The sequence below is a fragment of the Marinobacter sp. NSM genome (genome assembly GCF_052380025.1).
In the GTDB taxonomy this organism is placed as follows: domain Bacteria; phylum Pseudomonadota; class Gammaproteobacteria; order Pseudomonadales; family Oleiphilaceae; genus Marinobacter.
This window is the reverse complement of the sequence record NZ_JBQTCK010000001.1, coordinates 491,704-516,409: the sequence shown is the minus strand read 5'-3', so window position 1 is coordinate 516,409 and position 24,706 is coordinate 491,704. Positions and strand designations below refer to the sequence as shown.

Genomic DNA, 24,706 nt, shown 5'->3' with positions numbered 1-24,706 from the left:
CGGTACGCTATGAAACTGAATTGCGATCTCGGCGAGAGTTACGGCGCCTGGCAGATGGGTCAGGACGATCTGGTCATGCCCCTGATCGACATGGCTAATGTGGCCTGCGGATTCCACGCCGCAGATCCCATGGTCATCCGCAACACGCTGGCGCTGGCATCGCGTTACCACGTGGCGATTGGCGCTCACCCTTCGTACCACGACCTCAGCGGATTTGGCCGGCGATCTATCCACCACACCCCGGAAGAGATCGAAGCCCTGCTTCTGTATCAGCTAGGGGCCTTGGAGGGGATGTGTCGCAAAGAGGGGCTGACCGTGAGTTACGTGAAGCCCCACGGCGCCTTGAACAACGACATGCTGCGAGACCCAGCCCTGTTGCACGCGGTCATGGTTGCCACCCGAACCTTCCGGCAGGATCTGCCCCTGATGATTCCGGTCACCCGGAAATACCGGGAGCATCAACAAATGGCCGTCGATGTCGGCGTTCCGCTGCTGCTGGAAGCCTTTGCCGACCGAGCCTACGACGACGAAGGCCAACTGGTGTCCAGACGCCAGGCTGGGGCGGTGCATGAAGACCCTGAAATCATTGTGCGCCAGGCCCGGCACTTTGCCGAAAAAGGTGGCGTATTCAGTGCCACCGGTAACTGGCTTGAACTTCCGGCAGACAGCCTGTGCGTTCATGGCGACAACGACGCCGCGCTTGAGGCGGTCAAGGCCATCCGCAAGGCTCTTGGCAAACCCGGGCAATGATTGAAGCGGTTTCGGAAGATACCATCCTGATTACCCTGGCCGAGGCCATCGACGAGAGCCTGCCCGCCCGCATCGCCGGACTCGCCGACAACATTCGCAGTGCCGGTTCCCCCTGGTTAGTCGATATAGTTCCCTCATACACCACGCTGATGGTGGTCTACGATCCATTGAAGATCGACTTTCGGCAGGCTGTGTCTGAGCTAAGGCCTCTGGTTACCTTCGAAGGCACCCTCAAGCCCGCGCCGGATTTGAAGGACCGACTGGTTGAGCTGCCGGTATACTACAGCACCGAGACCGGGCCTGACCTGCAATGGCTGGCCTCAGAGTGCGACCTGGAGTGCGAGGACATCATCCGCAAACACAGCGCCGTTGAGTACCGGGTCCATGCCCTTGGGTTTGCTCCCGGATTTGCCTTTATGGGGCAAGTGGACCCCACCATCGCCGCGCCCCGAAAGACCAGCCCCCGCAAACGGGTGCCGGCTGGCAGTGTTGGCATTGCCAACCGGCAGACCGCGGTATACCCGCAGGCGTCCCCTGGCGGCTGGCAATTGATTGGCCGGTGCCCGACACCCTTGTTCGACCAAAACAACCTGTCGCTGCTCAGGGTCGGCGACCGGGTGAGATTCAAAGCCATAAGCCGGGAGGCGTTTTTGGCCGCGGGCGGGGAGCTGACCCCATGAACTTTCTGGAAGTCGTCCGCCCCGGCGTACGAAGCACCATTCAAGACAGCGGTCGTCGAGGTTATCGCCACCATGGGCTGACGGCAGGCGGCGCACTGGATCTGATCAGCTATACCTGGGCCAACAAGCTGCTGGACAACCCTCGCAATGCGGCCTGTCTGGAGATCGTGATGGGAGGCTTCCATGGGATTGCCCGCGGCTCGCTTCAAATTGCCATCACCGGTGCCGCAACCTGCGTAACGATAAACGGACAACCCGTCGAACAATGGCAAACCCTGAACCTGAATGACGGCGACGAGCTGGCCATTGACCATTCAAAGCACCATCGGCTTGTCTACCTGGCCATGGCGGGTGGGCTGGATTCGCCGGAGCAATTCGGGAGCCGTTCGGTGGTTGTCCGGGAAAAGCTCGAAGGCCTGGTTCCGGTAAAGGCGGGAGACCGATTGATGCCGTTGCAGCCGGAGCGGCAAGTGCCAGAACGGAAAGTACCAGATCAACAGCGCCCGGACCTTGATGGAGAGGCGGTTATCCGGCTGATACCGGGCTATCAATACCCTCAGTTTCAGCGAGCGGATATCATCCGGCTAACAACCAGCCGCTATACTGTTGGTGACCAATCCGACCGCATGGGCTTTCGGCTCCAGGGAACACCCCTGAGCGCCCCGCCACCCGGAATTATTTCCGAAGGCATCGCCCTGGGGTCCGTACAGATTCCCGGTGATGGACAACCTATTGTCTTGCTGAACGATTGCCAGACCATTGGTGGCTACCCGAAGCCCGGCGTCGTTCCCACCATGGATTGCGGCCTTCTGGCCCAACAGCTGCGTGGTGCCAGGGTCCGGTTTGAATTGTGTGACCTGGCTACGGCGCAGAATCAGCGTCGCCTTTTTGAGCTTCATTACCAGAACACTCGCTGGCGTCAGACCGGCCAGGAACTTGAGTGGCTCTGATGCCACTGGCATGGCCAAGGTCGGGAACCGTCTGGCAAAAGGTGCACTCCTCAGTATCCACTGCAGCACCGCCGGTTTCCACGTAACGTACCCGATGGCTGGCGCTCCCACGATTGGCAGAGACGGCATAGCGCCGGTTCTTACGATCCTGCTCGGTTTCCGGAATCTGGTTCTGATCCATAGAGGCACCTGCTGACAACGGGCATTTGGTTTAAAACCAGTGTACTGGATTCAGAAAGAAGATGGGTACGTAGGAAATTACGTAGGCAGTGGAACGCAGCGATTGGGGAGTATCAAGACTGGTGTCAGGAAGAAAAATGGCGGTGGGCCAGGGATTCGAACCCCGGGACGGCTATTAACCGTCGGCGGTTTTCAAGACCGCTGCATTCAGCCACTCTGCCAGCCCACCGTCTTACCGAAAAAACACCCGAAGGTGCCTCTTCGTTGCTGCCGTTGCGACAGCGGGTGAGATCATACCGGATTTGCCATTACTGTCAACGCCTTGAAGAAAAAACGTTGGAAATTCCACTGATTCTGGTCACGGCGCGAACAAGATTACACCAGTTTAATGGAATCCATTGGGGCATTTTCTGTCGTAAATGATTGAAAGTTGCGGATTCGACATTATCATGGGACTCAGTATCCAGTTGCAATAAACGGAGATGACAATGGAAGACAGACGTTTCGGCGTTCAGAACAACCAGGCTGCCTACCCGCAGTCCGGTCAAGCCACCGGCGTAACAGCGGGCATTGATGGAGATGCGCTGAAGGTACTGCGCAACACCTACATGCTGCTGGGCATGACCCTGGCCTTCTCGGCCCTGACTGCGTTCCTGAACATGAACGGTACGCATCCGGGCTTCCTGATCACCATCGTTGGCTATATTGGCCTGCTGTTCGCGACCTATAAGCTCAAGAACAGCCCCTGGGGCATTGTAACCACCTTCGCCCTGACCGGCTTCATGGGGTACACCCTGGGCCCGATCATCGGCGCGTTCGTGGCCGCGGGTGCCTCTCAGATTGTCGCCCAGGCACTGACCCTGACCGCCGTTGCCTTTGTTGGCCTGTCGGCCACCGCGCTGATCACCAAGAAAGACTTCAGCTTCATGTCCAGCTTCCTGACGGCCGGTGCGTTCGTGCTGATCGGTGCCATGCTGCTGGCCTTCTTCATGCAGAGCTCTGCCCTGCACCTAGCGGTATCTGCTGGCTTCACCATTTTCGCTTCCATTATGATCCTGTTTGAAACCAGCCGGATCATCAAAGGTGGCGAGCGTAACTACGTGATCGCAACCGTTGGTCTGTACGTGGCCATCTACAACCTGTTTGTCAGCCTGCTGCACCTGCTGGCGGCATTCAGCGGCGACGATTGATTCGCCAAAGCAAAGCGTTGAACAGGAACCCCGGCCTTTGCCGGGGTTCTTGCTTTCGGTAAACTGAAACCCGATCCATTCCTGACCGGTGACCTATTGTCATGTCTCCTGGCCTTTCCTACACCCTGGTTATTACCGGCGCTCCCTGGTCCAGCCAGGCACCACAGACGGCACTGGCATTCGCACAGGCGCTGATTGCAGCCGGCCACCACATAGACCGGGTGTTTCTTTATGGCGAAGGCGTGCACCTTGCATCAGCCCTGAGTACACCACCCTCCGATGAACCCGACTGGCCCGGCCAGTGGTCAGATTTCCTTGCCGAAAACCAGACGCCAGGCGTCGCGTGCATTGCCTCGGCATTGCGTCGGGGAATCGTCGACCAGGGCGAACAGGCAAGGTATGAACTCAGCGCCAACAACCTTCGCCATCCGTACCAGATAGCGGGCTTGGGCGAATGGGTGGACGGCAACCTGAAGTCTGACCGCGTGATCTATTTCCATGGGAGCCAATAACGTGACCACATTGATTGTAATTGATCAAGCTCCGTATGGCTCCTGGACCGGTCGCGAAGCGCTGGATATGGTGTTTTCCCTGGCAGCCTTCGATCAACCAGCGGCATTGCTCTTTATCAGCGCCGGTGTTAACTGGCTGCGCAAATCCCAGGCTGCCGGAGGCATCGGCCAGAAAACGGTTGAAAAGAACCTTGCCGCCGCACCGGTGTTTGGAGTCGAACAGATTCTCGCGGAACAATCCGCCTGCGAGCGTTTTCGGCTTGGTGAGGAAGACAGGCTGAGTGGCGTGGTACTGATTCCATCGGTCAGAGACGCCCTTGATCGCTTTGAACACATCGTTTTTGCAGGCTGAGGACCACGGGATGACACAGGAACAAACGATTCAGCCGACACTTCATATCCTGAACAAATCACCCGGTCACCCAAGGTTCGTAACCTGTCTGGCAGCCCTTCACGAGGGAGACACGCTGGCACTGGCGGAAAATGGGGTACTGGCGGTAACAGACAGCACCACTAGCCTGCCCCGGAACTGTGTTGCCATTGGCGCAGACCTTGAGGCCAGAGGCCTGGCAGGCAACCCCAAGGTACAAATCATCAGCTATGGGGAGCTGGTACGCCTGACCGCCGAACATTCACGCACCGTGAGCTGGTAATACAATGACAACTTTGCCGTTGCGCAATAACGAGGGTTTTCTGGAAGACGCGGACAGCTGGACCCCTAAGGTAGCGGAAGAGATTGCCGCGGAGGACAGCATACAGCTAAATGAAAATCACTGGGAGATCATCGAGTTCCTGAGGGGTTTTTACAAACAACATGAAATGTCTCCGCCGTCAAACCGGTTATTTGTCAAGGCGGTGAACGAGGCGTTCGGGGACGACAAGGGCAACAGTATTTACCTGATGCAGCTCTTCCCCGGCACACCCGCCAAAACCGCCTGCCGGATTGCCGGGCTGCCCAGACCAACCAACTGCCTTTGATCAGCGATCGCCCTGCCCTGGTGGCCGGCTACCACTGCCGGATTGGGATTTCTGCATTTCGGCAGTCGAGCCCAGAAAACTGCTGAGCCCATTCTCGAACAGATTGGAGCCAAACTTCAGGAATTGCTTGGTCGATTCCTTGGTCGCGCCTTCCCATGCATTTTGCGGGAGCTGCCGGACGGCATCGGCGACGCCTTTGTTGACACCCTTGGCCACCTTGGGCTCGATCTGGTCAGCGGCTTCCACCAACTCCCGCATACGTTCAGCCAGCCAGGGCCGAACCACGAGGTACCAGAACGCAAACAGAACCGCCGCCACCGTACCGGCGGTCAACAGCACCTGAACAATCATCAGAGCCCACACAGACATTATCTGCCTCCCTTGTTAGACACCCAGTGGCGGCATCGGCAGCTGATTCATCGCGATAAACTGAATCAGGCCCGCCACTGCGCCGAACAAACCCCCAACAAACATAAGCTGGAGCTCCTCTTCTCTGAACGCCGGCCGCAATATGTCCTGGAACTCCTCCGGACGGAGCGATTTCATCTGGCCCGCCAGCACGCCTGCCACGATGGGTGCCCGTTCCCTGTTAAAGGCCGGGTCGTTGAACACATCCCGGGTGGCAATCACCGCCTTCTGGTTCATCACCCGCTTGAGATCAGTGTAGCCGGTCATACCAACCGTCACCTGTGCCGCCAGCTTCATAACCATGGAGTTATCCAGCATCGGCCGCAGGTGTTTCTGGATAATGGCTCGGGTTCTCGCTCCGTGCTGGCCATTGATCATGGCGTCTGCCACCTTCTCAACGGTGATCAGTTCCTCGGCCACCAGACGTGCCCAGGTATCACTGATCTGCTCCTGACGGCGCAAGAACAACCCCTGAATCCGCCAAAACAGAACCCGGCGAGGGCGAAGCGGTGCGAAAATCAGGTTAATTGCGATCCAGTTGGTGATAAAGCCTATGGCAAAACCACCCACCGGCAGCAACCATGGCTCCGGATAGGCCAGCCACAGCGGCGCCAGAATAGCACCCAGCAAACCGCCAATGATGGCACCACGGTTAATCACCGATTGCAATTCAACGGAACCGGCTTCCCGGAAGATGCGATTCATCAGATCAGGATGATTCTGCAGTTCACGGCTGAGCAGTGCTTTGAGATCCACCAGCTCATTGAGGTCGTCACCGAAATCCTCAACCAGCTCTTCAATCCTGTCCGGCAGCTGCTGCCTGGCCCACTGGTAGATTCTCGCGCGGACAAACAGTGGTAGGTTATCCCACAACACCGGCTGCACTTCGTACATGACTTCGTCAATGTATTCATCCATCCGCGGTGAAACCTGGGCCACCACCTGCTGAACAATGCGCTGGGGCTCCAGCTTCTGATAGACAGTATTCAGATCGCCAAACTGCTGCAGCGTCCGGTCGATACAGATGTGCGCCATCTTCTCGGCTTTACGGGGGATCACACCCTGCCAACCAATAACGCCAATGCCGATAAAGCGCACCGGGTGAAATGACATCTGTATCGCAAGCCAGTTGGTAAACCAGCCGACGACAGCAGCCATCACAGGTACGGATAAGAGAGCAAGGTCGAGCAAGTGTTACCCCGGTTTCAAGTCTGGCGGCGATGGCGCCGCTGATATCACTGTTTTTTATGGCACGATACAGCAACCGTGCACGGTTCTGTTAGTCAACAGGATGATGGAGTATTGCAGATATCAGGACATTGGCCGTGTAGCCACGAAAGACAGGCGTCTGCGGCAGCCGCCGAAGTGAACGGCGGCTTGGCAGAGGTAATGCAGAAATTACTGATAGTAGGCGTTTTCAGTGTTCGAGTGGTCGGTCACATCACGAACCGCAGTGATCTCCGGAACCCGCTCCTTGAGGGTTTTCTCAACACCCTGCTTAAGGGTCAGACTGACGGCGGAACAGCCTTGGCACCCGCCACCGAAACGCAGCACTGCCACCGACTCCTCAACGATCTCAACCAGCGATACATCACCGCCGTGGGCCGCCAGATTGGGGTTGATCTCAGACGCCAGCACATAGTTCACCCGCTCAGGAAGGGGCGCGTCATCAGACACCTGGGGCACTTTGGCGTTCGGCGCCTTGATGGTCAACTGGCCACCCATCTGGTCTTTGGAGTAGTCCACGTAGGCGTCTTCCAGAAACGGTACCGAATTATGGTCCAGGAACAGGGTGAATTTCTGCAGATCAACCTGCTCGTCTGTAGGGACGACTTCGTTTGGCGGGCAATAGGCCAGACAGGTCTCGGCATTGCGGGTACCCGGCTGGGTGACGAAAATACGAACGCCCATGCCCTCGACATCCTGCTTTTCAATCAGTTGCGCAAGATAGTCCCTTGCGGAATCAGTGACAGTTACCAAAGCCATGCTTCCTACCTGTTTTCAAATGTAGTTTCTATTTTAGGAGAGTTCGCAGGAACTTAAAAGACCAAGTAAAATAGTCGGGCTTTAACAGGATAAAGAATTGCACGTATAACCTCCCGCCAGGAACTTTGTGGTCAGTGCTTGATAATGATCATCTGTATTAAGACGTATACGTACAATTTTGCTATGATCTCGCGCCGCCCGAACAAACACGACGTTATTAATGACCCCGGAAGAATTCCCTATGACCGATCGTACTACCCGCCTGGAACAGCTTCATAAGGCCCTCAAGGAACGCATCATCATCCTCGATGGTGGCATGGGCACCATGATCCAGAACCAGAAGCTGGACGAAGCCGCATTCCGGGGCGACCGATTCAAGGATTTCGACCGGGACGTTCAGGGCAACAACGATCTCCTCAACCTGACCCAGCCCGCCCTGCTCCGCAACATCCACGCAGACTACCTGGATGCCGGCGCAGACATCATCGAAACCAACACTTTCAATTCCACCCGCCTTTCCCAGGCGGACTACGGCATGGAAGATCTGGCCCGTGAACTGAACGTGGAAGCGGCCAGGATCGCCCGGGAAATCGCTGATGAGTTCACCGCCCGCAATCCGGACAAACCGCGGTTTGTTGCCGGCGCCGTGGGCCCCACCTCACGCACCGCCTCCATATCACCAGACGTCAACAACCCGGGTTACCGGAACGTGGATTTCCAGACCCTGGTGGATAACTACTATGAAGCGGTCTCCGGGCTGGTGGAAGGCGGCTCCGATCTGATCCTGATCGAAACCATTTTCGACACCCTGAACGCCAAGGCCGCCATTTATGCGACCCAGCAGTTCTTTGAGGACAACGGTTTTGAACTGCCGATCATGATCTCCGGCACCATTACCGATGCTTCCGGCAGAACCCTGTCTGGCCAGACCACCGAGGCCTTCTACAACTCCATTGCCCATGCAAAACCCATCTCAGTGGGTCTTAACTGCGCCCTGGGCGCGGATGCGCTGCGCCCCTATGTGGAAGAGCTGGCCAACAAGGCAGAAACCTATGTGTCGGCCCACCCCAACGCCGGGCTGCCCAACGAATTTGGCGAATACGACCAGACCCCCGAAGAAATGGCCGACATCATTGAGGGCTTCGCCAAGGACGGGTTCCTGAACATCATCGGCGGTTGTTGCGGTTCACGACCGGATCATATCGAAGCCATTGCCAAGGCGGTATCCAAGTATCTGCCCCGGAAGATTCCCGACCGCCCCAAGGCACTGCGCCTGTCAGGCCTCGAGCCCTTTACCGGTGACGAAAACACGCTGTTCATTAACGTGGGCGAACGCACCAACGTGACCGGCTCCAAGCGCTTTCTGAGACTGATCAAGGAAGAACAGTACGAGGAAGCCCTGAGCGTGGCCCGGGATCAGGTGGAAAACGGCGCCCAGATCATCGACATCAACATGGACGAGGGCATGCTGGATTCCAGGGAGGTTATGGAGACCTTCCTGAAACTGGTGGCATCCGAGCCTGACATTTCCCGCGTGCCGATCATGATCGATTCTTCCAAGTGGGAAGTGATCGAGGCCGGTCTTCGGTGCATTCAGGGTAAGGCCGTCGTGAACTCCATCAGCCTCAAGGAAGGCGAGGATGAGTTCATCAAGCGGGCAAAAGACTGCATGCGCTACGGTGCGGCTGTTGTGGTCATGGCCTTTGACGAAGATGGCCAGGCCGACACCTTCGAGCGCAAAACCGAGATCTGCAAACGCTCCTATGACGTGCTGACCGGCATCGGCTTTAACCCGGCCGACATTATTTTTGATCCGAACATCTTCGCCATCGCCACCGGCATCGAAGAGCACAACAACTATGCAGTGGACTTCATCAATGCCACCCGCTGGATCAGGGAAAACCTGCCCCACGCGTCCATTTCCGGTGGCGTGAGTAACGTCTCGTTTTCTTTCCGCGGAAACGATGCGGTGCGTGAGGCCATTCATTCCGTTTTCCTGTATCACGCGGTCAAGGCCGGCATGAACATGGGGATTGTGAACCCTGGCCAGTTGGTGATCTATGATGAGATCGAGCCAGACCTGAAGGAACTGGTGGAAGATGTAGTCCTGAACCGCCGCGATGACTCAACAGATCGCCTGCTTGAGGCAGCTGAAAAATTTAAAGGCAAAGGCGGCCAGACCAAAGAAGAAGACCTTGCCTGGCGTGAATGGCCCGTCGAGAAGCGCCTTGAGCATGCCCTGGTGAAAGGCATCACCAGTTATATTATTGACGACACCGAAGCCTGCCGGCAGAACGCCAGCCACCCCATTGAAGTGATCGAAGGCCCGTTGATGGCGGGCATGAACGTGGTGGGTGATCTGTTCGGTGATGGCAAGATGTTCCTGCCCCAGGTGGTTAAAAGCGCCCGGGTAATGAAGCAGGCCGTTGCCCACCTTATACCGTTTATCGAGGCGGAAAAAACAGAAGATCAGCAGGCCAAGGGCAAGATTCTGATGGCCACCGTCAAAGGTGACGTTCACGACATCGGCAAGAACATCGTTGGCGTCGTCCTGCAGTGTAACAACTACGAAGTCATCGACCTTGGCGTGATGGTGCCTTGCGAGAGGATTCTGGAGGTTGCCAGGAAAGAGAACGTCGACATGATCGGCCTGAGCGGCCTGATCACACCGTCACTGGATGAAATGGTCCATGTAGCCCGGGAAATGCAGCGACTGGGTTTCAATATCCCGCTGATGATTGGCGGTGCCACCACCTCCAAAGCCCACACCGCGGTTAAGATTGAGCCCCAGTATAAAAACGATATTGCTCTGTATGTCTCCGATGCGTCCCGGTGCGTGAACGTGGCGTCTCAGCTACTGAGCAAGACCGCCAAGCCGGCTTTTGTGGAAGCCGCCCGTACCGAATACGACGAAATCCGTGAGCGCCGCAAAAACCGCGGCGATCGCACCAAGCTGGTGTCTATGAAAGAAGCCCGGGCGCGAGCGCCGGAAATCGATTTCGACAGCTACCAGCCACCCAAGCCGGCCTTCACAGGGGTTCGTGCATTCAACGACTACGACTTGAACGAACTGGTGGACTACATCGACTGGACACCGTTCTTTATTTCCTGGGACATTGCCGGCAAATACCCGGCGATCTTCGACGATCCAAAGCGGGGTGAGGCCGCACGTACCCTGTTTGACGACGCCCAGAAGCTGCTCAAGAAGATGATCGAAGAAAAACGCATTACTGCGAGAGGCGTTATTGGCTTCTGGCCGGCTAATCGTCGGGGTGACGACATTGTTGTTTACACAGATGAAAACCGTACCGAGGAGCTGACTACCCTGCACCATCTTCGCCAGCAGGATGAGAAAGCGCCCGGCAAACCCATGATGGCGCTGTCTGATTTTGTGGCTCCTGAGAGCATGCACCTGGGTGATTACGTGGGCGGTTTTGCGGTCACCACGGGCATTGGTGTGGACGAACTCACCGCAGAATTCAAAGACGCCCACGACGATTACAGCGCTATTATGGTTCAGGCGCTGGCAGACCGGCTTGCGGAAGCCTTTGCCGAACGTATGCATGAGCGAGTGCGCAAAGAGTTCTGGGGCTATGCCACCGATGAACAGATGGCCAACGAAGATCTGATCAAGGAACGCTATCGGGGTATCCGCCCGGCCCCGGGCTACCCGGCTTGTCCGGATCACACGGAAAAGGCCACTCTGTTCAAGCTACTGGACGCCACCGCGAACACCAGCCTCCAGCTAACGGAACATTTCGCCATGTATCCGACAGCAGCGGTCTCTGGCTGGTACTTTGCGCACCCGGAAGCCAAGTACTTTGCCGTGGGCAAGATTGGCGCTGACCAGGTTGAGGACTATGCTGAACGTAAAGGGCTTTCCAAGGCGGAAGCAGAGCGCTGGCTGATGCCCAGCCTTGCCTACGATCCGGCAGAATAACTCAAGGTGACTCAATGAACGACCTGGCTGATAACAACAATAATAACAGCAAGAAAAAGCCCGGTTCGCCGGGCGTTCTCAAAATTATGCAAAGCATCCTCGCCGGCGCCCTCGGGGTGCAGTCTGAAAAACGCCGACAGGAGGATTTCTCCAGTCACAGCCCGGTGCCCTACATCATAGCCGGGCTGCTGTTCGGGGCTGCGTTTGTGGGTGGGCTGATACTGGTTGTACAGGTTGTGCTGGCGGGCCAGTAACGCTACTGGCCGGCAACCCACACCACCGCAAAGGCAACCGCCAGCAACACCAACAACACCGCGGCTACGGCATCTGCTTGGCTGTCTGATTCAGCTGTCTTTTTCATAGCTTACTCCTCAGTGGTTCAGTCTTGTTGTTATTTCAATTCCCGGATTTTATTAAAGCAGGAAATTGATATTCGTCCAGTTCCGCCAGCCACTACTGATTTCCCTGCTTATCACCTGAATCGATAATGATATTTTGAAATAATCATTTTAAGAATAAAAAACCGGTGATATCCTCCGCTTCAGGAATAAGGCCCAATATCATTTTGGCGCCATTCACCAACCGCATTTCAGAAGTTACCAGGCAGGACGTCACCCTATGTACGTTTATGATGAGCACGACCGGCAAATCGCCGCGGAACGTGTCGCACAGTTTCGGGACCAAACCGAGCGGGCCCTGGCGGGCGAGCTGGCGGAAGAAGAGTTTCTTCCACTTCGTCTCCAGAACGGTCTCTACGTTCAGCGTCTTGCACCCATGCTGCGTATCTGTGTGCCCTATGGCATGCTGCGTTCAGACCAGATCCGCCGCCTGGCCCGCATCACCCGTGATTACGACAAGGGTTATGCGCATTTTACAACCCGTACCAACATCCAGCTGAACTGGCCAAACCTGGAAGACGTTCCGGATATCCTGGCCGAACTGGCCGAAGTGGAAATGCATGCCAACCAGACCAGCGGTAACTGCATCCGTAACACCACCACAGACCAGTTCTCCGGTGTTCAGGCCGACGAAATCGCCGACCCTCGCCCTTACTGCGAGATTATCCGGCAATGGTCTACCTTCCACCCGGAGTTTGCTTTCCTGCCCCGCAAATTCAAGGTGGCGGTAAATGCCTCCGAGAAGACAGACCGGGCGGCCATTCAGGTGCACGACATCGGCCTGCAACTGGTCCGGAATGATCAGGGTGAGCTGGGCTTCCGCGTACACGTCGGTGGCGGCCTTGGCCGCACGCCCATGGTGGGCCCAGTTATTCGGGAATTCCTGCCGGAACTCGACCTGCTGACTTACCTGGAGGCGGTCCTGCGGGTCTATAACCGTTACGGCCGGCGCGACAACAAGTTCAAGGCACGCATCAAGATTCTGGTAAAGGCACTGACCCCGGAAGGTTTCGCCGAGAAAGTCGAAGCTGAATGGGCACACATCAAAGACTCCCCGACTCGCCTGACCCCGGAAGCGATCCGCAAATTCCAGGGCTATTTCACCGAGCCTGACTACGAGACACTGGAAAACGCCACTGCCCTGCTGAGTGAGCAACGGTTTGAGAACCGCGAGTTCGATAAGTGGCTGACTCACAACGTCAGCGAGCACAAGAAGCCCGGCTACGCCAGTGTCACCCTGACCCTGAAAAAAACCGGGACCCCGCCGGGTGACGTGACCGATTATCAGCTTGAGCAGATTGCTGACCTGGCAGACCAGTTCAGCTTTGGTGAGGCCCGCGCGACACACGAGCAGAATGTGGTTCTGGCCGATGTTCGCCAGGATCAGCTGCTCGAGCTCTGGCAGCGCCTCGTACCCCTGGGCTTTGCCACTGCCAACCTGAACACGCTGACCGACGTCATCTGCTGCCCGGGCGGCGATTTCTGCGCCCTGGCCAACGCCAAGTCGATTCCCGTTGCAGAGGCTATCCAGCGTCGCTTTGATAATCTGGACTACCTTTACGACCTCGGCCCCATCGACCTCAACATCTCCGGCTGCATGAATGCCTGTGGCCACCACCACGTTGGAAACATTGGCGTGCTGGGCGTTGACAAGAAAGGCGAAGAGTTCTACCAGATCAGTCTCGGTGGCGACTCCCATCACGACGCCGCCATTGGCAAGATCCTGGGGCCCTCGTTCGCAAGGGACCAAATGCCCGAAGTGATCGCCAAGATCATTGATGTATATGTCGACAAGCGGAGCGAGGAAGAAACCTTCCTGGATACCTATCGCCGTGTTGGTATTGAACCATTCAAGGAGCGGGTCTATGCCTGATGTAATCGCTGCTGACGGCAGCATCCGTAACGACAGCTGGGTGGTCGTAGAGCGCCCTGCCGAGGGTGAATCCCTCAATGTAGCCGCAGGCCAGCCTGCGCTGATTCCCGCGGATCTGTGGCTTGCTGGCTACGAGCACTATGCAGGTCGGGATGATATCGGAGTCTGGTTCGACAGCCATGACGAGCCCGAAATGCTCGGGGAAAAGGTTAAGGAATTACCGTTGATTGCGGTGAACTTTCCACGCTTTGTGGATGGCCGAGGTTACAGTATTGCCCGCCTGCTGCGGGAAAGGTTTGGCTACCAGGGAGAGCTGAGAGCCATCGGAGATGTACTTCTGGACCAGTTGCAGTTCATGAAGCGGTGCGGCTTCGATTCCTACGTGCTGCGGGCCGACAAGGACATCAACAAGGCAGCTCGCTGCCTGAACTTCTTCAGCCAGGCCTACCAGGCCGCCACCGATACCGACCAGCCCCTGTTCCGTCGCAGGGCGTCCTGAGCAATCACGGCGGGGCGCAGAGCTTTAAACTCTCTGCGCCCCGCCCTGACCTACTGAATCTTCTGATTACGGAAAGCACTGAGCACCCGCCAAACTGTATGCTCAAGCGCCGCACTGGTGGCCAGGCCAAGCCGTTCCGGCAGGGTTCTCTTACGCTGGAATGACACCGAGACCACCTCACCCCGATCGCAGGCCTCTATCAGATACTCGTCCGACGTCTTGATGTCGTCAATGAGCTTGACCTCAAGGGCACGCTTGCCAAACCAGATGTCGCCATTGGCCACCGCCTGGATATCCAGCGCAGGGCGCCGCTCACTGACGTATTCCTTGAACAGGCCGTGGGTATCTTCAAGGTCCGCAAGAAATTTCTGCCGGCCCTTTTCGGTGTTCTCTCCGAACACGGTCAGCGTACGCTTGTGCTCACCGGCGGTCAGGACTTCAAAATCCACATCGTTCTTCTGCAGGAAACGATGGAAGTTCGGTAGCTGGGCGACCACACCAATCGAACCCAGAACTGCAAAAGGGGATGCAATGATCTTGTCGGCAACGCAGGCCATCATGTAACCACCGCTGGCCGCCACCTTGTCTACGCAGGCCGTCAGGGGAACCCCTTTACTGCGAATCCGGTCAAGCTGTGCGGCTGCCAGACCATAGGCGTGCACGAGGCCTCCACCGCTTTCCAGGCGGACAACCACCTCGTCTGTCTCCGGGTTGGCGACACTGAGCACCGCAGATACCGACCGCCTGAGCGTGTCGGTATCGCTGGCCTTGATGTCGCCATCGAAGTCGATGACATAGATGCGTGGTTTGGAGGCCTTTTCATCCTCAGCGGTTCTATCCTGTTTGGCCGATTTTTTTTCGGCTTTCTCTTCTTTTTTCTTTTGTTTCTGCCAGGCCTTGTGTTCCGCGTCTGACATCAACCGGGACTGGATGGATTCTTTCAGTTTCCGGTACTGGTCGTTCAGTTTGCGAATTTTGAGCTCACCCTCTCCTTCATGATCACTCCGGTCCCGCTGTGTGGCGGAGAATATTACCGAGGCCAGAATGATGGCGGCCACCACGAAGGTCACCACTTTAGCGAGGAAAAGTCCGTATTCAGTCAGAAATTCCAAAATGCAGTCTCCAGACGTCGTTGCAAAGCCATGAGTGTAACCCCTCACAGGGGGCGTGATAAGTCCAAAAGAAAATTAAAACAAGCGTTCGATCAAGCTTGACACAACCTCGTTCTAACCATAAAGTCGGATGGCGAGGTCGGCGCTACCCGGGCTATCACACAGGCTTCTGAGGCCAGGGAATCCAAGCCGTCACCATGACAAGACAACCACTCAAAAGGGTAAAACAATGTCTGTAGCTCAGGTATTTGAAAAACTCGAACAGAATTTCAACGCAGACGCGGCACAAGGCCTGGATCTGGTGTTCCAGTTCGACATCGAAGATGACAAAACCTACCACCTGGTGATCAACGACGGCACTTGCAAGCTGCACGAAGGCGCGAACGACGATCCTTCCGTTACCCTGATCATGAACTCCGACACCCTGCAGGGTATCGTTTCCGGCGAGACCGACGGCATGCAGGCATTCATGGCTGGTCAGCTGCGCGCCGAAGGCGACATGATGCTGGCAACCAAGCTGGGTGAACTGTTCAAGATGGGCTAAGCCCCGCTTAACAGACCATAAAAAAACCTGCGCAAGTCGCAGGTTTTTTTTGGTCGCTACAATGACACCGAAGCTGTTATTACAGCCCGACGTCACCCAACGACGATTCCGCCAGCTTCAGCAGGTCGCTGTTGCTCTCTTCGCGGCGGCCAATGCTTTCAATGTAGTACTCCAGCGACGTAAGCGCGTCCGCCAGCGCCTCCAGTACCTGAGGTGCCGGCGCTTCCCTGGCATCCAGCAACTGCTCCTGAATGGATGCCGCCACCCGCGCAATGACACTGGCAGCATGGGGGTCGTTCACCATCTGCAAACCACCCCAGATACTGCGCAGAGTGCCCGGCAAGTTGGCCAGGTGCAACTTGTCGTAGTCGGATTCGATAAACGCGGTAATGGCCCGCTTGGCCAGGGTCAGGGCGCTACGCGCCTCGTCTGCTACCACCCAGATCGCTTCCTGCAGGTAGACCGACTCCTCCCGCTTGCGCTCACTGCCTGCCAACGCATCGGTCTCCGAGGTAATACCCCGAATAACGATTTGCATGACGGCATCCTCCACCCCCAGCACCGAATCGGCCAGGCGATAGAGTTCTTCCTCTGCCGGCAGGCGCTTCTCCTCCTCCCACTGACGGAGTTTTGTCGCTTCATCACGGGCAATGCCGGCCAGCCGATTGAGATCGAGCATCACCAGGGTGTTAGCCAGGCGCTCGAGGGCGTCAGCGATGGACGCCAGCTCGGCCAGGTCTGGCTCAATACCCCGTTCGATGATGTCCAGCTTATCCTTCAACTGATTGAGCTCTTCCTGCAGCGCTTCAGACAAGGATTTCAGTACATCCGAACCCGGGCCGTACAGCCGGCGCGAATGGGCTTCAAGGATCGCATCAGGAAACTCAGAGGGCGCCAGCCGGTAGGCGGAAAGAACGCTCGCCACCTCAGGGTTAGCGGACCCGCTGCGATACAAAAGGTAGACAAGGTCTTTGATGACCGAGTCCGGGGCATCTTTAGTGGTGGCCACTTTGCCAACATACACCACTTCGCGGGCGTACTTCTCTATTCGCATAAGCAGGCGTTTGCGGGCTTTATTGAAGCCCATGGCCCGGTCCAGCATGGTGTCTGCAACCAAAGACAGCAAGCACCACATCTGCTCCATTGGCGCTCCCTGGCAAAGCCTGGCAAAGCCACGGGAAGCCCTGGCCACCAGCTTTTTGCTGACCACCTCATTACACTCACGAAGAATGCCAAGCAGAGCGACCTGGAGGGTCAGGCGCATACGCCGGGCGAGAATTTCGTATTCGGCATCGCCGCCTTCAAGCGGCTGAAGCGAGAGCCCGGAACAAAAATCCGGACGCTCTTTCACATCCACATCAAAGAAACAGGATTCGGGATAGGGTTTCTCGCGCCGCGCCTCGCGCAGATCATTGATAACCGGCAGCAGCAATTCCGGATGATCTTCTCGTTGCTGGTGGTAATATTCAACGTAGCGACGCAGGATAAACAGGGCGCTGTTGAGGGTCGTCAGCAGAATGTTCTTGTCGTCGTTGGCGCCAACGGGCACGTCGTTGGCCAGGTTCACTGCCTCCTGACACAGCAGGGTTCCACCACGCAACTCCACCAGAATGAAGATGCCCCGCAACTGATTGAGATAATCAACACAGTTCTGCAGGTCTTCCCCACTCTCACGATTTTCCTGAAAGCGCTCAAGGCTGGATTCTGCCTGTTTGATGGTCTGTTCGATTTCGCTTTTGACCAAATCAAACGACTGCGATTTCGTCGCCAGAGACGATTGAACCATAAACGCTTCCTGTTACTTTGCGGAGACTACCGCATCCTGTTTGTGAACTAATGCCGGGGACATGGAGCCGGCGTTTGTTATGGGCCATGCACCCTGCCGGCCAACATTCAGCTCGCAGAAAACTGGCGAACTTATCATTACTTATAACATAAAACTCAAGTACCTCAAGAAAGGCGGAATGTAACAAATGGTACACCCTGACGTGGTTCTCATTCCGATTGCTGTAATTTGCTCCAGACCGTGTGGCCGGCCTGCTTCTCCATCATCGCCAGAAATTCTTCATGGGCCGAGGCCTCGGCGTCATCAGCACGGATCACCGTCAAAGCCGGTCGGCTGCCAGTCAGGCGGCGGATGCCACCGGCAGATCCATCATCGCCAGCCCCGGCATCCAGGGATAACGCGGTTTGCCCGCCGGTCATCAACAGATAAACGTCCGCCAGAATCTCCGCATCCAGCAACGCGCCGTGCAGTTCCCGGTTGCTGTTGTCTACTCCGTAGCGTTTGCACAGGGCATCCAGGTTGTTCTTCTGGCCCGGATGCTTGGCCCGGGCGATGGCCAGCGAGTCGACGATGCCGCAGTGGTCAGCGGTTTTCCGGACCGGCTTGAGACGAGCAAACTCTGCGTCCATGAACCCGACGTCAAAAGCCGCGTTATGGATAACCAGTTCCGCACCCTTGATAAACTCGAAAAATTCGTCGGCGATTTCAGCAAACCTGGGCTTGTCGGTCAGAAACTCGTTGGTGATGCCGTGAACGGTGATAGCTTCGGCCTCGACTTCCCGTTCTGGATTGATGTAGACGTGGTAATTGCGGCCCGTCAGCTCACGCTCAATGACTTCAACGCAGCCAATCTCGATAATGCGGTGTCCGTCGTTCGGGTCGATACCCGTGGTTTCGGTATCCAGTACGATCTGTCTCATGTCTCTGTGCTCTCTGTTTCCGTCGTCGCCCGCGCCACAGGCTGCGTCAGGCGCTGGTCAGCTCATCAACGCCACGGTTGGCCAGTTCATCCGCAAGCTCGTTGTCGGGGTTACCGGAATGGCCCTTGACCCAGTGCCAGTTCACCTTATGTCGGGCCGTTTCGGTGTCCAGCACTTGCCATAAGTCGGCATTCTTGACTGGCTTCTTCGCCGAATTCTTCCAGCCGTTTCGCTTCCAGCCCGCCATCCATTCTGTGATGCCCTTACGGACATACTGGGAGTCTGTATACAGCTCAACCTCACAGGCACGGGTCAGTGCCCTCAGGCCGCAAATAGCGGCCATGAGCTCCATGCGGTTGTTCGTGGTCTGGCGCTCACCACCATGCAGGGTCTTGCAGGCATCCCCGTATCGCAGAACCACACCCCACCCACCGGGACCAGGATTGCCTTTACAGGCACCATCGGTGTACATAACCACCTTGCCAGCCATTTACTCTCCCAATCGTTCATTGATTCTCTGTCGCGCCAGCGCTCTGGTTCGAACACCCCCGCGAGGCGCCCACGGTGCCGGGCATTGAGATCACTTTGCTCTTGCGCCAGGGCGCCCGCCTGCGGATGGGGGCGTAAACGCGCTTGCGGGCAAGGATACAGTAATATGCGCCGACCGGCAGGAAATGACCGTTCTCATTCAGGGTGCGGTGATTCCTGGTGGAGTAGCCTTCCTTTCTCTGAACCGGCAGGGTGCAGAAATGGGTGCAGGAAGTTTCAAGCTCAAAGCCGAGTAGCCGGAGCCAATCCTCCATCCGTGATCGCATCAAGAAGCGTCCTCCCCAGGGCCCTTGATGGTGCCTTGAAAGCAGACGCCTGACACCCCAAAGGCTCAGTGGATTGAATCCAATCAGCGCAATACGCCCCTCGCCCCTCAGCACCCGGGCCGATTCCCGCAATACCTCGTGGGGATCCGGGGAGAAATCCGCTGTGTGGTGAAGTATCACCAGGTCCATGGAGTCCCCAGGAAACGGCAGTTCGTCAGCATCACAAACCGCTACTCCATCCGGCATTTGCGGGTGCCAGCCAGGCGTGGTTATGATTTTCTGGACGAAATCGGCGCCACTGGCAAGCGGCAGCCTGTGGCTTAGCCCAACCTGCAGTTGCCGGGCCCCGGCCAGGTCTTCGAATGCATGATCAAGTACCCGGCGCTGGCTGGCCAGCAACGATCTGCCAAGCGGAGTCTGGAACCAGCGTTCGAAACTCTCATGCCTTTGTGAGTAGTCCAACGCCCCTGAGGCGCCCAATCTGAATCTCTGCATTAACCGGATTCCCCTGCACCGCCTTTTGTTCCCGGTTCACGAACGAACCTTGGGATAGAAACGGCGTTGCTCTATCATAACAGCCACACTCAATGAGCACATGGGGTCATGTATGTTCGATATCCAGGCCATTCCTGCGTTTTCCGATAACTATATCTGGTGCCTCTGCGACCGGTCATCCGGCAAAGCGCTGGTGGTCGACCCGGGGCAGGCCCAGCCGGTGGAAGACTACATCGAAAGCCAGCAGCTGGTTCTGGATACCATACTGGTGACCCATCACCACCCAGACCACACGGGCGGCATTGCCAGTTTGGCAAAGACCTTTCCCGATGTCCGAATAACCGGCCCCGCAGACTCGCCCTTCAAGGGCACCACCAACGCGATCCATCCGGGTGACGAAGTGGTCTGGCAAGGGCTGACCTTCCAGGTCATGGCGGTGCCCGGCCATACCCTGGACCATGTTGCCTACTACTCGGATACCGAAGTCAACGGTCGCCCTGTTCTGTTCTGCGGCGACACGCTGTTTGTTTGCGGCTGCGGCAGGCTGTTCGAAGGTAAACCCGAACAGATGCGACAGTCCCTGGAATCCCTGCGTGCCCTGCCCGACCAGACCGGGGTTTACTGTGCCCACGAATACACCCTGGCCAATCTCCGGTTTGCTCGCAGCTGGTTACCAGAAGATAAAGCTCTCGAGCAGTTTGAACAGGACTGCCTGGCCAGGAGGGACCGCGGAGAGCCAACCGTACCCTCCAGTATTGGTGCAGAGAAAACCCTCAACCCATTTATGCGCTGGGACCAGCCCGAGGTCATCGAGAGCGCTCGGCAATATGCTGCAAGCGCGGGTTTGCCATGCGATTCAGCCGATGCGGTGTTCGCGGCCATAAGGCACGGCAAAGACCATTTCTGACCGGCAGATGGTTGAGTTCTTAACATTTCTTCTCACAGCCGTAACATCAGCTGTATTGACCCCTGGAAAAGGGCTCCCATAGAATCCAAGCCTGTTTGTTACCGTAACTCATTAATGTGCCGGGTTTCTGTCCATACCCGGCCAACATCCGGAAGCAGTGTTTATGTCGGTGAAACGATTGTCTTATGTGCTGATTGCCAGCACCCTCTTCTCAGGCTGCAGCACCAGCCAGGTTCTGGAAAACTGGCACACACCCTCAGCCTGGTTCGGCGAAGACAGCAACACCGCAGACACCAACCCCCTGGATTCCGATGAAGTCGTGGTTGCACAGGGCGATGAAGGCCTGAAGAAATCGGTAGCTTCCGGAAACGGTGACCGTGCCAGCGAAGCCCCCCTGGACGACGCCATTGCCCCAGAACTGCGCCAGCAGGCCCGGAAAGCCAGGGAGAAACTTGATAACCCCCGCGACGGCCAGGACGTTGCAGCATCCGATTCGGATTTGTGGGATAGGCTCCGGGCCGGCTTCCAGATGGACCACTCCGTTGACAATGCCCGGGTTCAGGCACAGCTCGACTGGTATGCCCGACACCCCCGCTATATCGATCGGGTAGTCGAGCGCGGCTCCCGGTACCTGTACCACATCCTGGAAGAAACCGAAAAGCGGGGGCTGCCAAACGAACTGGCACTCCTGCCTATTGTTGAAAGTGCCTTCGACCCTTTCGCCTATTCTCACGGGCGGGCGGCAGGCTTGTGGCAGTTCATCCCGTCAACCGGCAAATACTTCGGGCTGACCCAAAGCTGGTGGCACGATGACCGCCGGGATGTGATTGCAGCAACCGACGCGGCCCTCACTTACCTTGATCGCCTGGCCAATCGGTTTGACGGCGACTATACCCTGGCGCTGGCAGCCTACAATGCTGGCGGCGGCACGGTATCCAGCTCCATGCGCCGTAATCGCAACGCCGGCAAGTCGACGGATTACTGGTCACTGAGCCTGCCCACCGAAACCCGGCACTATGTACCCAAGCTGATTGCGCTGGCAAAAATCTTTGACGACCCCGAAGCCTATGGCATCGAGTTGCCAGCCCTGAAGAACGAGCCGTTTTTCGAGGTGGTTGATACAGGTTCTCAGCTGGATATCGCTCAGGCCGCAGAACTTGCTGGCGTCGAAATCAATGAAATCTATTTGCTGAACCCCTCCTATAACCGTTGGGCTACCAATCCGGATGGCCCTCACCGGCTGCTGGTTCCGATCGAGAAAGCCGAGGGCTTCCGAACAGCGCTTGCCGATTTCCCGACCGAACAGCGGGTGTCATGGCAGAATTACCGGGTGCAGAAAGGCGACAGCCTGAACACCATCGCCCGAAAGTTTTCGACCACTCCCTCGGTCATCCAGCAGGTCAACAAGCTGAACAGCGACCTTATCCGGATTGGCCAGCAACTGCTTATTCCATCAGCAAGCAAGGGTTCGGAAACCTATGCGCTCAGCCAGAACCAGCGTCTGCAGCGCACCCAGGAACGGCAGCGCGACGGCAACAGGGTGAACTACACCGTCCGCCGGGGTGATACCTTCTGGGACATTGCCCGCGAGCATCGGGTTTCAGTGCGGGAAGTGGCAGCCTGGAACGGCATGGCGCCGGGCGACCCTCTGATTCCAGGCAAGCAACTGGTGATCTGGTCCAAAACCGCGCAACCAACAAACGTTGCCAGCAGCCAGCGGGACAGCGCCATGGTCCGGAAGGTGGGATATCGCGTGCGCCAGGGCGACTCGCTGTCGGCAATCGCCAGCCGTTTTTCGGTGAATGTGCGGGATATCGCATCATGGAACGATCTTAATACCAACCGTTATCTGCAACCCGGCCAAAGTCTGGTACTCTACGTGGACATAAGAAACAGCCCATAACGTGCGAGAACCATGACAAAAACACGGAAAGCACCACATCTGACCCTGTCTGGACTGATCACGTCCCTGGCCCTGATGGCCACCCCACTTTTTTCATCTGCTGACGATCACCATGCCAACGGGCCAACACCCGTTCATGGGATCGCCATGCACGGTGAGCTGAAATACCCGGAAGGGTTCAGCCACTTTGATTACGTCAATCCTGAAGCCCCCAAGGGCGGCACCCTGAAGCTGTCTGTGGTATCCAATGGCTTCGATAGCTTCAATCCGTTTGTAATTCGGGGCGTGGCAGCTGCAGGCGTCAGCACCTACGTCTACGACACGCTAATGGAGTCCTCCGCTGACGAGCCTTTTTCAGAGTATGGATTGATTGCCGAAAGCGTGGAGTTTCCCGAGGATCGCCGGTATGTGATCTTCAATTTGCGGGAAGAAGCCAGGTTTCAGGATGGCACCCCGATCACCGCCAAAGACGTCGAATTCTCGCACCGTATCCTGACCACCGAAGGACACCCCTTCTACCGCAACTACTATGCGGACGTGAGCAAGGTCACCGTTGAAGATAGCCATCGTATCCGATTCGATTTCGGTGACACCGAAAACCGTGAGCTGCCTCTGATCCTGGGGCAGATGCCCATCCTCCCGGCCCATTACTGGGAAGAGCGGGAGTTCGCACGGAACGGTCTGGACATTCCTGTGGGCAGCGGACCCTATCGTATTGGTTCTTTCGATGCTGGGCGCTCTGTTACCTATGAGCTGGTTGAAGACTACTGGGCAAAAGACCTGCCCGTACGTGTAGGACGTTTCAATTTCCAGCGCATTCAGTACGAATACTACAACGATGATACGGTAGCGCTGGAAGCCTTCAAAGCGGGCAATTTCGACTTCCGCCAGGAAACCTCCGCGAAGAACTGGGCAACCGCCTACACCGGCCGCCGTTTCGAAGATGGCAGAATCGTTCGCGAGGCCATCCCTCATCAACGCCCCAGCGGTATGCAGGGTTTTATCTTCAACACCCGAAAGCCGGTATTCAGCGATCCGAAAGTCCGCCAGGCCCTGGCTTACGGCTTTGACTTCCAGTGGGCTAACCGTAACTTGTTCTTTGACCAGTACACCCGGACCAACAGCTATTTCGAAAACAGTGAACTGGCCTCATCCGGTCTACCTCAAGGCCCTGAACTGGACATCCTTGAACGCTTCCGCGATCAGCTGAACCCGGAGATCTTTACCCGCGAATACACTCCGCCTGACACCAGCGACAGCCGGTCCATGCGCGACAATCTGCGGGCAGCCATGGAACTGCTGAACGAGGCCGGCTACAACATCCGTGGCGGTAAAATGGTGCACGAGGAAAGCGGCAAGCAACTGAGCTTTGAAGTGCTGCTGTTCCAGAAGAGTTTTGAACGTGTGGTACTGCCTTTTACCCGCAACCTGGAACGTCTGGGCATAGACGTCACCGTGCGGCTTGTTGACAGCAACCAGTACATCCAGCGAGTACGCAGCTTTGACTTCGACATGATCACCCAGGTGCTTCCGCAATCCGACTCCCCGGGCAATGAGCAGAGGGGATACTGGCACTCCAGCACCGCGGACGTATCCGGCTCCCGAAACTTCATGGGTGTTAACGACCCCGTGGTAGACCAGTTAGTCGACATGGTGATCCAGGCACCGGATCGGGAACAACTGGTGCACCGTGTGCGCGTCCTCGACCGGGTACTGCTGCACAGTCACTATGTGATTCCGCACTGGCACCTGACCAAAGACCGGGTAGCCTACTGGAACCATTTACAGCGACCTGAGGTCACACCGAAAAATGGTATCGACCTTAACAACTGGTGGATCAACCGCTGATCCACCGACTGTCACCAACGCTGTAATGAAAG

General features: G+C 56.8%; 23 protein-coding genes, 1 tRNA gene and 1 pseudogene. 16 read left to right on the top strand and 9 right to left on the bottom strand.

Going from position 1 to position 24,706, the window contains the following annotated elements; all coding sequences use genetic code 11:
- The first annotated feature begins 9 nt into the window (after positions 1-9).
- The 3 genes from ACTZWX_RS02420 to ACTZWX_RS02410 are packed head-to-tail and all read left to right on the top strand — an operon-like array spanning position 10 to position 2,380.
- Complete coding sequence (locus ACTZWX_RS02420) at positions 10-750, top strand: 5-oxoprolinase subunit PxpA (RefSeq protein ID WP_444712589.1); 741 nt, start codon at positions 10-12, stop codon at positions 748-750.
- Entirely contained in the window at positions 747-1,430 is a 684-nt protein-coding gene (pxpB, locus tag ACTZWX_RS02415) for a 5-oxoprolinase subunit PxpB (protein ID WP_444712588.1), read from the top strand. Before ACTZWX_RS02420 ends, pxpB begins: the two co-directional genes overlap by 4 nt.
- Positions 1,427-2,380: a biotin-dependent carboxyltransferase family protein gene (locus ACTZWX_RS02410; protein ID WP_444712587.1), complete on the top strand. Its 954-nt coding sequence runs from the start codon at positions 1,427-1,429 to the stop codon at positions 2,378-2,380. The genes pxpB and ACTZWX_RS02410 overlap by 4 nt, the downstream gene beginning before the upstream one ends.
- 318 nt (positions 2,381-2,698) lie before the next feature.
- Here ACTZWX_RS02410 and ACTZWX_RS02405 read toward each other — a convergent pair.
- Positions 2,699-2,789 (bottom strand) — tRNA-Ser (locus ACTZWX_RS02405).
- 259 nt (positions 2,790-3,048) lie between these two features.
- On the opposite strand from ACTZWX_RS02405, the gene ACTZWX_RS02400 reads away from it, so the two are divergent.
- The 5 genes from ACTZWX_RS02400 to ACTZWX_RS02380 all read left to right on the top strand — a co-directional run bounded on the left by ACTZWX_RS02400 (position 3,049) and on the right by ACTZWX_RS02380 (position 5,240).
- Positions 3,049-3,750: a Bax inhibitor-1/YccA family protein gene (locus ACTZWX_RS02400; RefSeq protein ID WP_444712586.1), complete on the top strand. Its 702-nt coding sequence runs from the start codon at positions 3,049-3,051 to the stop codon at positions 3,748-3,750.
- A 101-nt stretch (positions 3,751-3,851) separates the two neighbouring features.
- On the top strand, positions 3,852-4,262 hold the full coding sequence (gene tusD / locus ACTZWX_RS02395) for a sulfurtransferase complex subunit TusD (RefSeq protein WP_444712585.1): 411 nt from the start codon (positions 3,852-3,854) through the stop codon (positions 4,260-4,262).
- Between the two features lies 1 nt (position 4,263).
- Positions 4,264-4,614, top strand: a complete 351-nt coding sequence (locus tag ACTZWX_RS02390; RefSeq protein ID WP_444712584.1) for a DsrE family protein — start codon at positions 4,264-4,266, stop codon at positions 4,612-4,614.
- Between the two features lie 10 nt (positions 4,615-4,624).
- Positions 4,625-4,915 carry a sulfurtransferase complex subunit TusB gene (gene tusB, locus ACTZWX_RS02385; RefSeq protein WP_444712583.1) on the top strand — a complete coding sequence of 97 codons (291 nt, stop codon included), beginning with the start codon at positions 4,625-4,627 and terminating at the stop codon, positions 4,913-4,915.
- A gap of 4 nt (positions 4,916-4,919) precedes the next feature.
- Positions 4,920-5,240 carry a TusE/DsrC/DsvC family sulfur relay protein gene (locus tag ACTZWX_RS02380; RefSeq protein ID WP_444712582.1) on the top strand — a complete coding sequence of 107 codons (321 nt, stop codon included), beginning with the start codon at positions 4,920-4,922 and terminating at the stop codon, positions 5,238-5,240.
- On the opposite strand, the gene ACTZWX_RS02375 is transcribed toward ACTZWX_RS02380, so the two are convergent.
- The 3 genes from ACTZWX_RS02375 to nfuA form a co-directional block, all read right to left on the bottom strand.
- Positions 5,241-5,609 carry a hypothetical protein gene (locus ACTZWX_RS02375; protein WP_444712581.1) on the bottom strand — a complete coding sequence of 123 codons (369 nt, stop codon included), beginning with the start codon at positions 5,607-5,609 and terminating at the stop codon, positions 5,241-5,243. It abuts the gene before it with no gap.
- A gap of 15 nt (positions 5,610-5,624) precedes the next feature.
- Complete coding sequence (locus ACTZWX_RS02370) at positions 5,625-6,839, bottom strand: DUF445 domain-containing protein (RefSeq protein ID WP_444712580.1); 1,215 nt, start codon at positions 6,837-6,839, stop codon at positions 5,625-5,627.
- A 207-nt stretch (positions 6,840-7,046) separates the two neighbouring features.
- Positions 7,047-7,634 carry a Fe-S biogenesis protein NfuA gene (gene nfuA, locus ACTZWX_RS02365; protein WP_058089746.1) on the bottom strand — a complete coding sequence of 196 codons (588 nt, stop codon included), beginning with the start codon at positions 7,632-7,634 and terminating at the stop codon, positions 7,047-7,049.
- Between the two features lie 241 nt (positions 7,635-7,875).
- Here nfuA and metH point away from each other — a divergent pair, with 241 nt between their 5' ends.
- The 4 genes from metH (at position 7,876) to ACTZWX_RS02345 (ending at position 14,344) form a co-directional block, all read left to right on the top strand.
- Complete coding sequence (gene metH, locus ACTZWX_RS02360; RefSeq protein WP_444712579.1) at positions 7,876-11,574, top strand: methionine synthase; 3,699 nt, start codon at positions 7,876-7,878, stop codon at positions 11,572-11,574.
- 14 nt (positions 11,575-11,588) lie between these two features.
- Entirely contained in the window at positions 11,589-11,828 is a 240-nt protein-coding gene (locus ACTZWX_RS02355; RefSeq protein ID WP_444712578.1) for a DUF2970 domain-containing protein, read from the top strand.
- 364 nt (positions 11,829-12,192) lie between these two features.
- A complete protein-coding gene (locus ACTZWX_RS02350) occupies positions 12,193-13,845 on the top strand; it encodes a nitrite/sulfite reductase (protein ID WP_444712577.1) in 1,653 nt (550 codons plus the stop codon).
- Positions 13,838-14,344: a DUF934 domain-containing protein gene (locus ACTZWX_RS02345; protein WP_072677351.1), complete on the top strand. Its 507-nt coding sequence runs from the start codon at positions 13,838-13,840 to the stop codon at positions 14,342-14,344. Before ACTZWX_RS02350 ends, ACTZWX_RS02345 begins: the two co-directional genes overlap by 8 nt.
- 50 nt (positions 14,345-14,394) lie before the next feature.
- Here ACTZWX_RS02345 and sohB read toward each other — a convergent pair whose 3' ends face one another.
- Positions 14,395-15,456 carry a protease SohB gene (gene sohB / locus ACTZWX_RS02340; RefSeq protein ID WP_444712576.1) on the bottom strand — a complete coding sequence of 354 codons (1,062 nt, stop codon included), beginning with the start codon at positions 15,454-15,456 and terminating at the stop codon, positions 14,395-14,397.
- Between the two features lie 229 nt (positions 15,457-15,685).
- Here sohB and ACTZWX_RS02335 point away from each other — a divergent pair, with 229 nt between their 5' ends.
- Positions 15,686-16,000 (top strand): SCP2 sterol-binding domain-containing protein, encoded by a 315-nt coding sequence (locus ACTZWX_RS02335; protein WP_061332831.1) that lies wholly within the window; start codon positions 15,686-15,688, stop codon positions 15,998-16,000.
- A gap of 79 nt (positions 16,001-16,079) precedes the next feature.
- On the opposite strand, the gene ACTZWX_RS02330 is transcribed toward ACTZWX_RS02335, so the two are convergent.
- The 4 genes and pseudogenes from ACTZWX_RS02330 to ACTZWX_RS02315 all read right to left on the bottom strand — a co-directional run bounded on the left by ACTZWX_RS02330 (position 16,080) and on the right by ACTZWX_RS02315 (position 20,016).
- Complete coding sequence (locus tag ACTZWX_RS02330; RefSeq protein ID WP_444712575.1) at positions 16,080-17,786, bottom strand: chemotaxis protein; 1,707 nt, start codon at positions 17,784-17,786, stop codon at positions 16,080-16,082.
- A gap of 209 nt (positions 17,787-17,995) precedes the next feature.
- Positions 17,996-18,727 (bottom strand): annotated as a pseudogene (gene dnaQ, locus ACTZWX_RS02325) (DNA polymerase III subunit epsilon); the annotation flags it as partial.
- Between the two features lie 25 nt (positions 18,728-18,752).
- Entirely contained in the window at positions 18,753-19,196 is a 444-nt protein-coding gene (gene rnhA, locus ACTZWX_RS02320; protein ID WP_444712574.1) for a ribonuclease HI, read from the bottom strand.
- A gap of 16 nt (positions 19,197-19,212) precedes the next feature.
- Positions 19,213-20,016 carry a class I SAM-dependent methyltransferase gene (locus ACTZWX_RS02315; RefSeq protein ID WP_444712573.1) on the bottom strand — a complete coding sequence of 268 codons (804 nt, stop codon included), beginning with the start codon at positions 20,014-20,016 and terminating at the stop codon, positions 19,213-19,215.
- Between the two features lie 112 nt (positions 20,017-20,128).
- On the opposite strand from ACTZWX_RS02315, the gene gloB reads away from it, so the two are divergent.
- From gloB to ACTZWX_RS02300, 3 genes are all read left to right on the top strand, one after another.
- The gene (gloB, locus tag ACTZWX_RS02310) at positions 20,129-20,923 is read left to right on the top strand and encodes a hydroxyacylglutathione hydrolase (RefSeq protein ID WP_444712572.1); all 795 of its coding nucleotides are present in this window, start codon (positions 20,129-20,131) and stop codon (positions 20,921-20,923) included.
- Positions 20,924-21,086: 163 nt separating this feature from the next.
- Positions 21,087-22,826, top strand: a complete 1,740-nt coding sequence (locus tag ACTZWX_RS02305) for a LysM peptidoglycan-binding domain-containing protein (protein ID WP_444712571.1) — start codon at positions 21,087-21,089, stop codon at positions 22,824-22,826.
- A 12-nt stretch (positions 22,827-22,838) separates the two neighbouring features.
- Positions 22,839-24,674 carry an extracellular solute-binding protein gene (locus tag ACTZWX_RS02300; protein WP_444712570.1) on the top strand — a complete coding sequence of 612 codons (1,836 nt, stop codon included), beginning with the start codon at positions 22,839-22,841 and terminating at the stop codon, positions 24,672-24,674.
- The last annotated feature ends 32 nt before the right edge of the window (positions 24,675-24,706 follow it).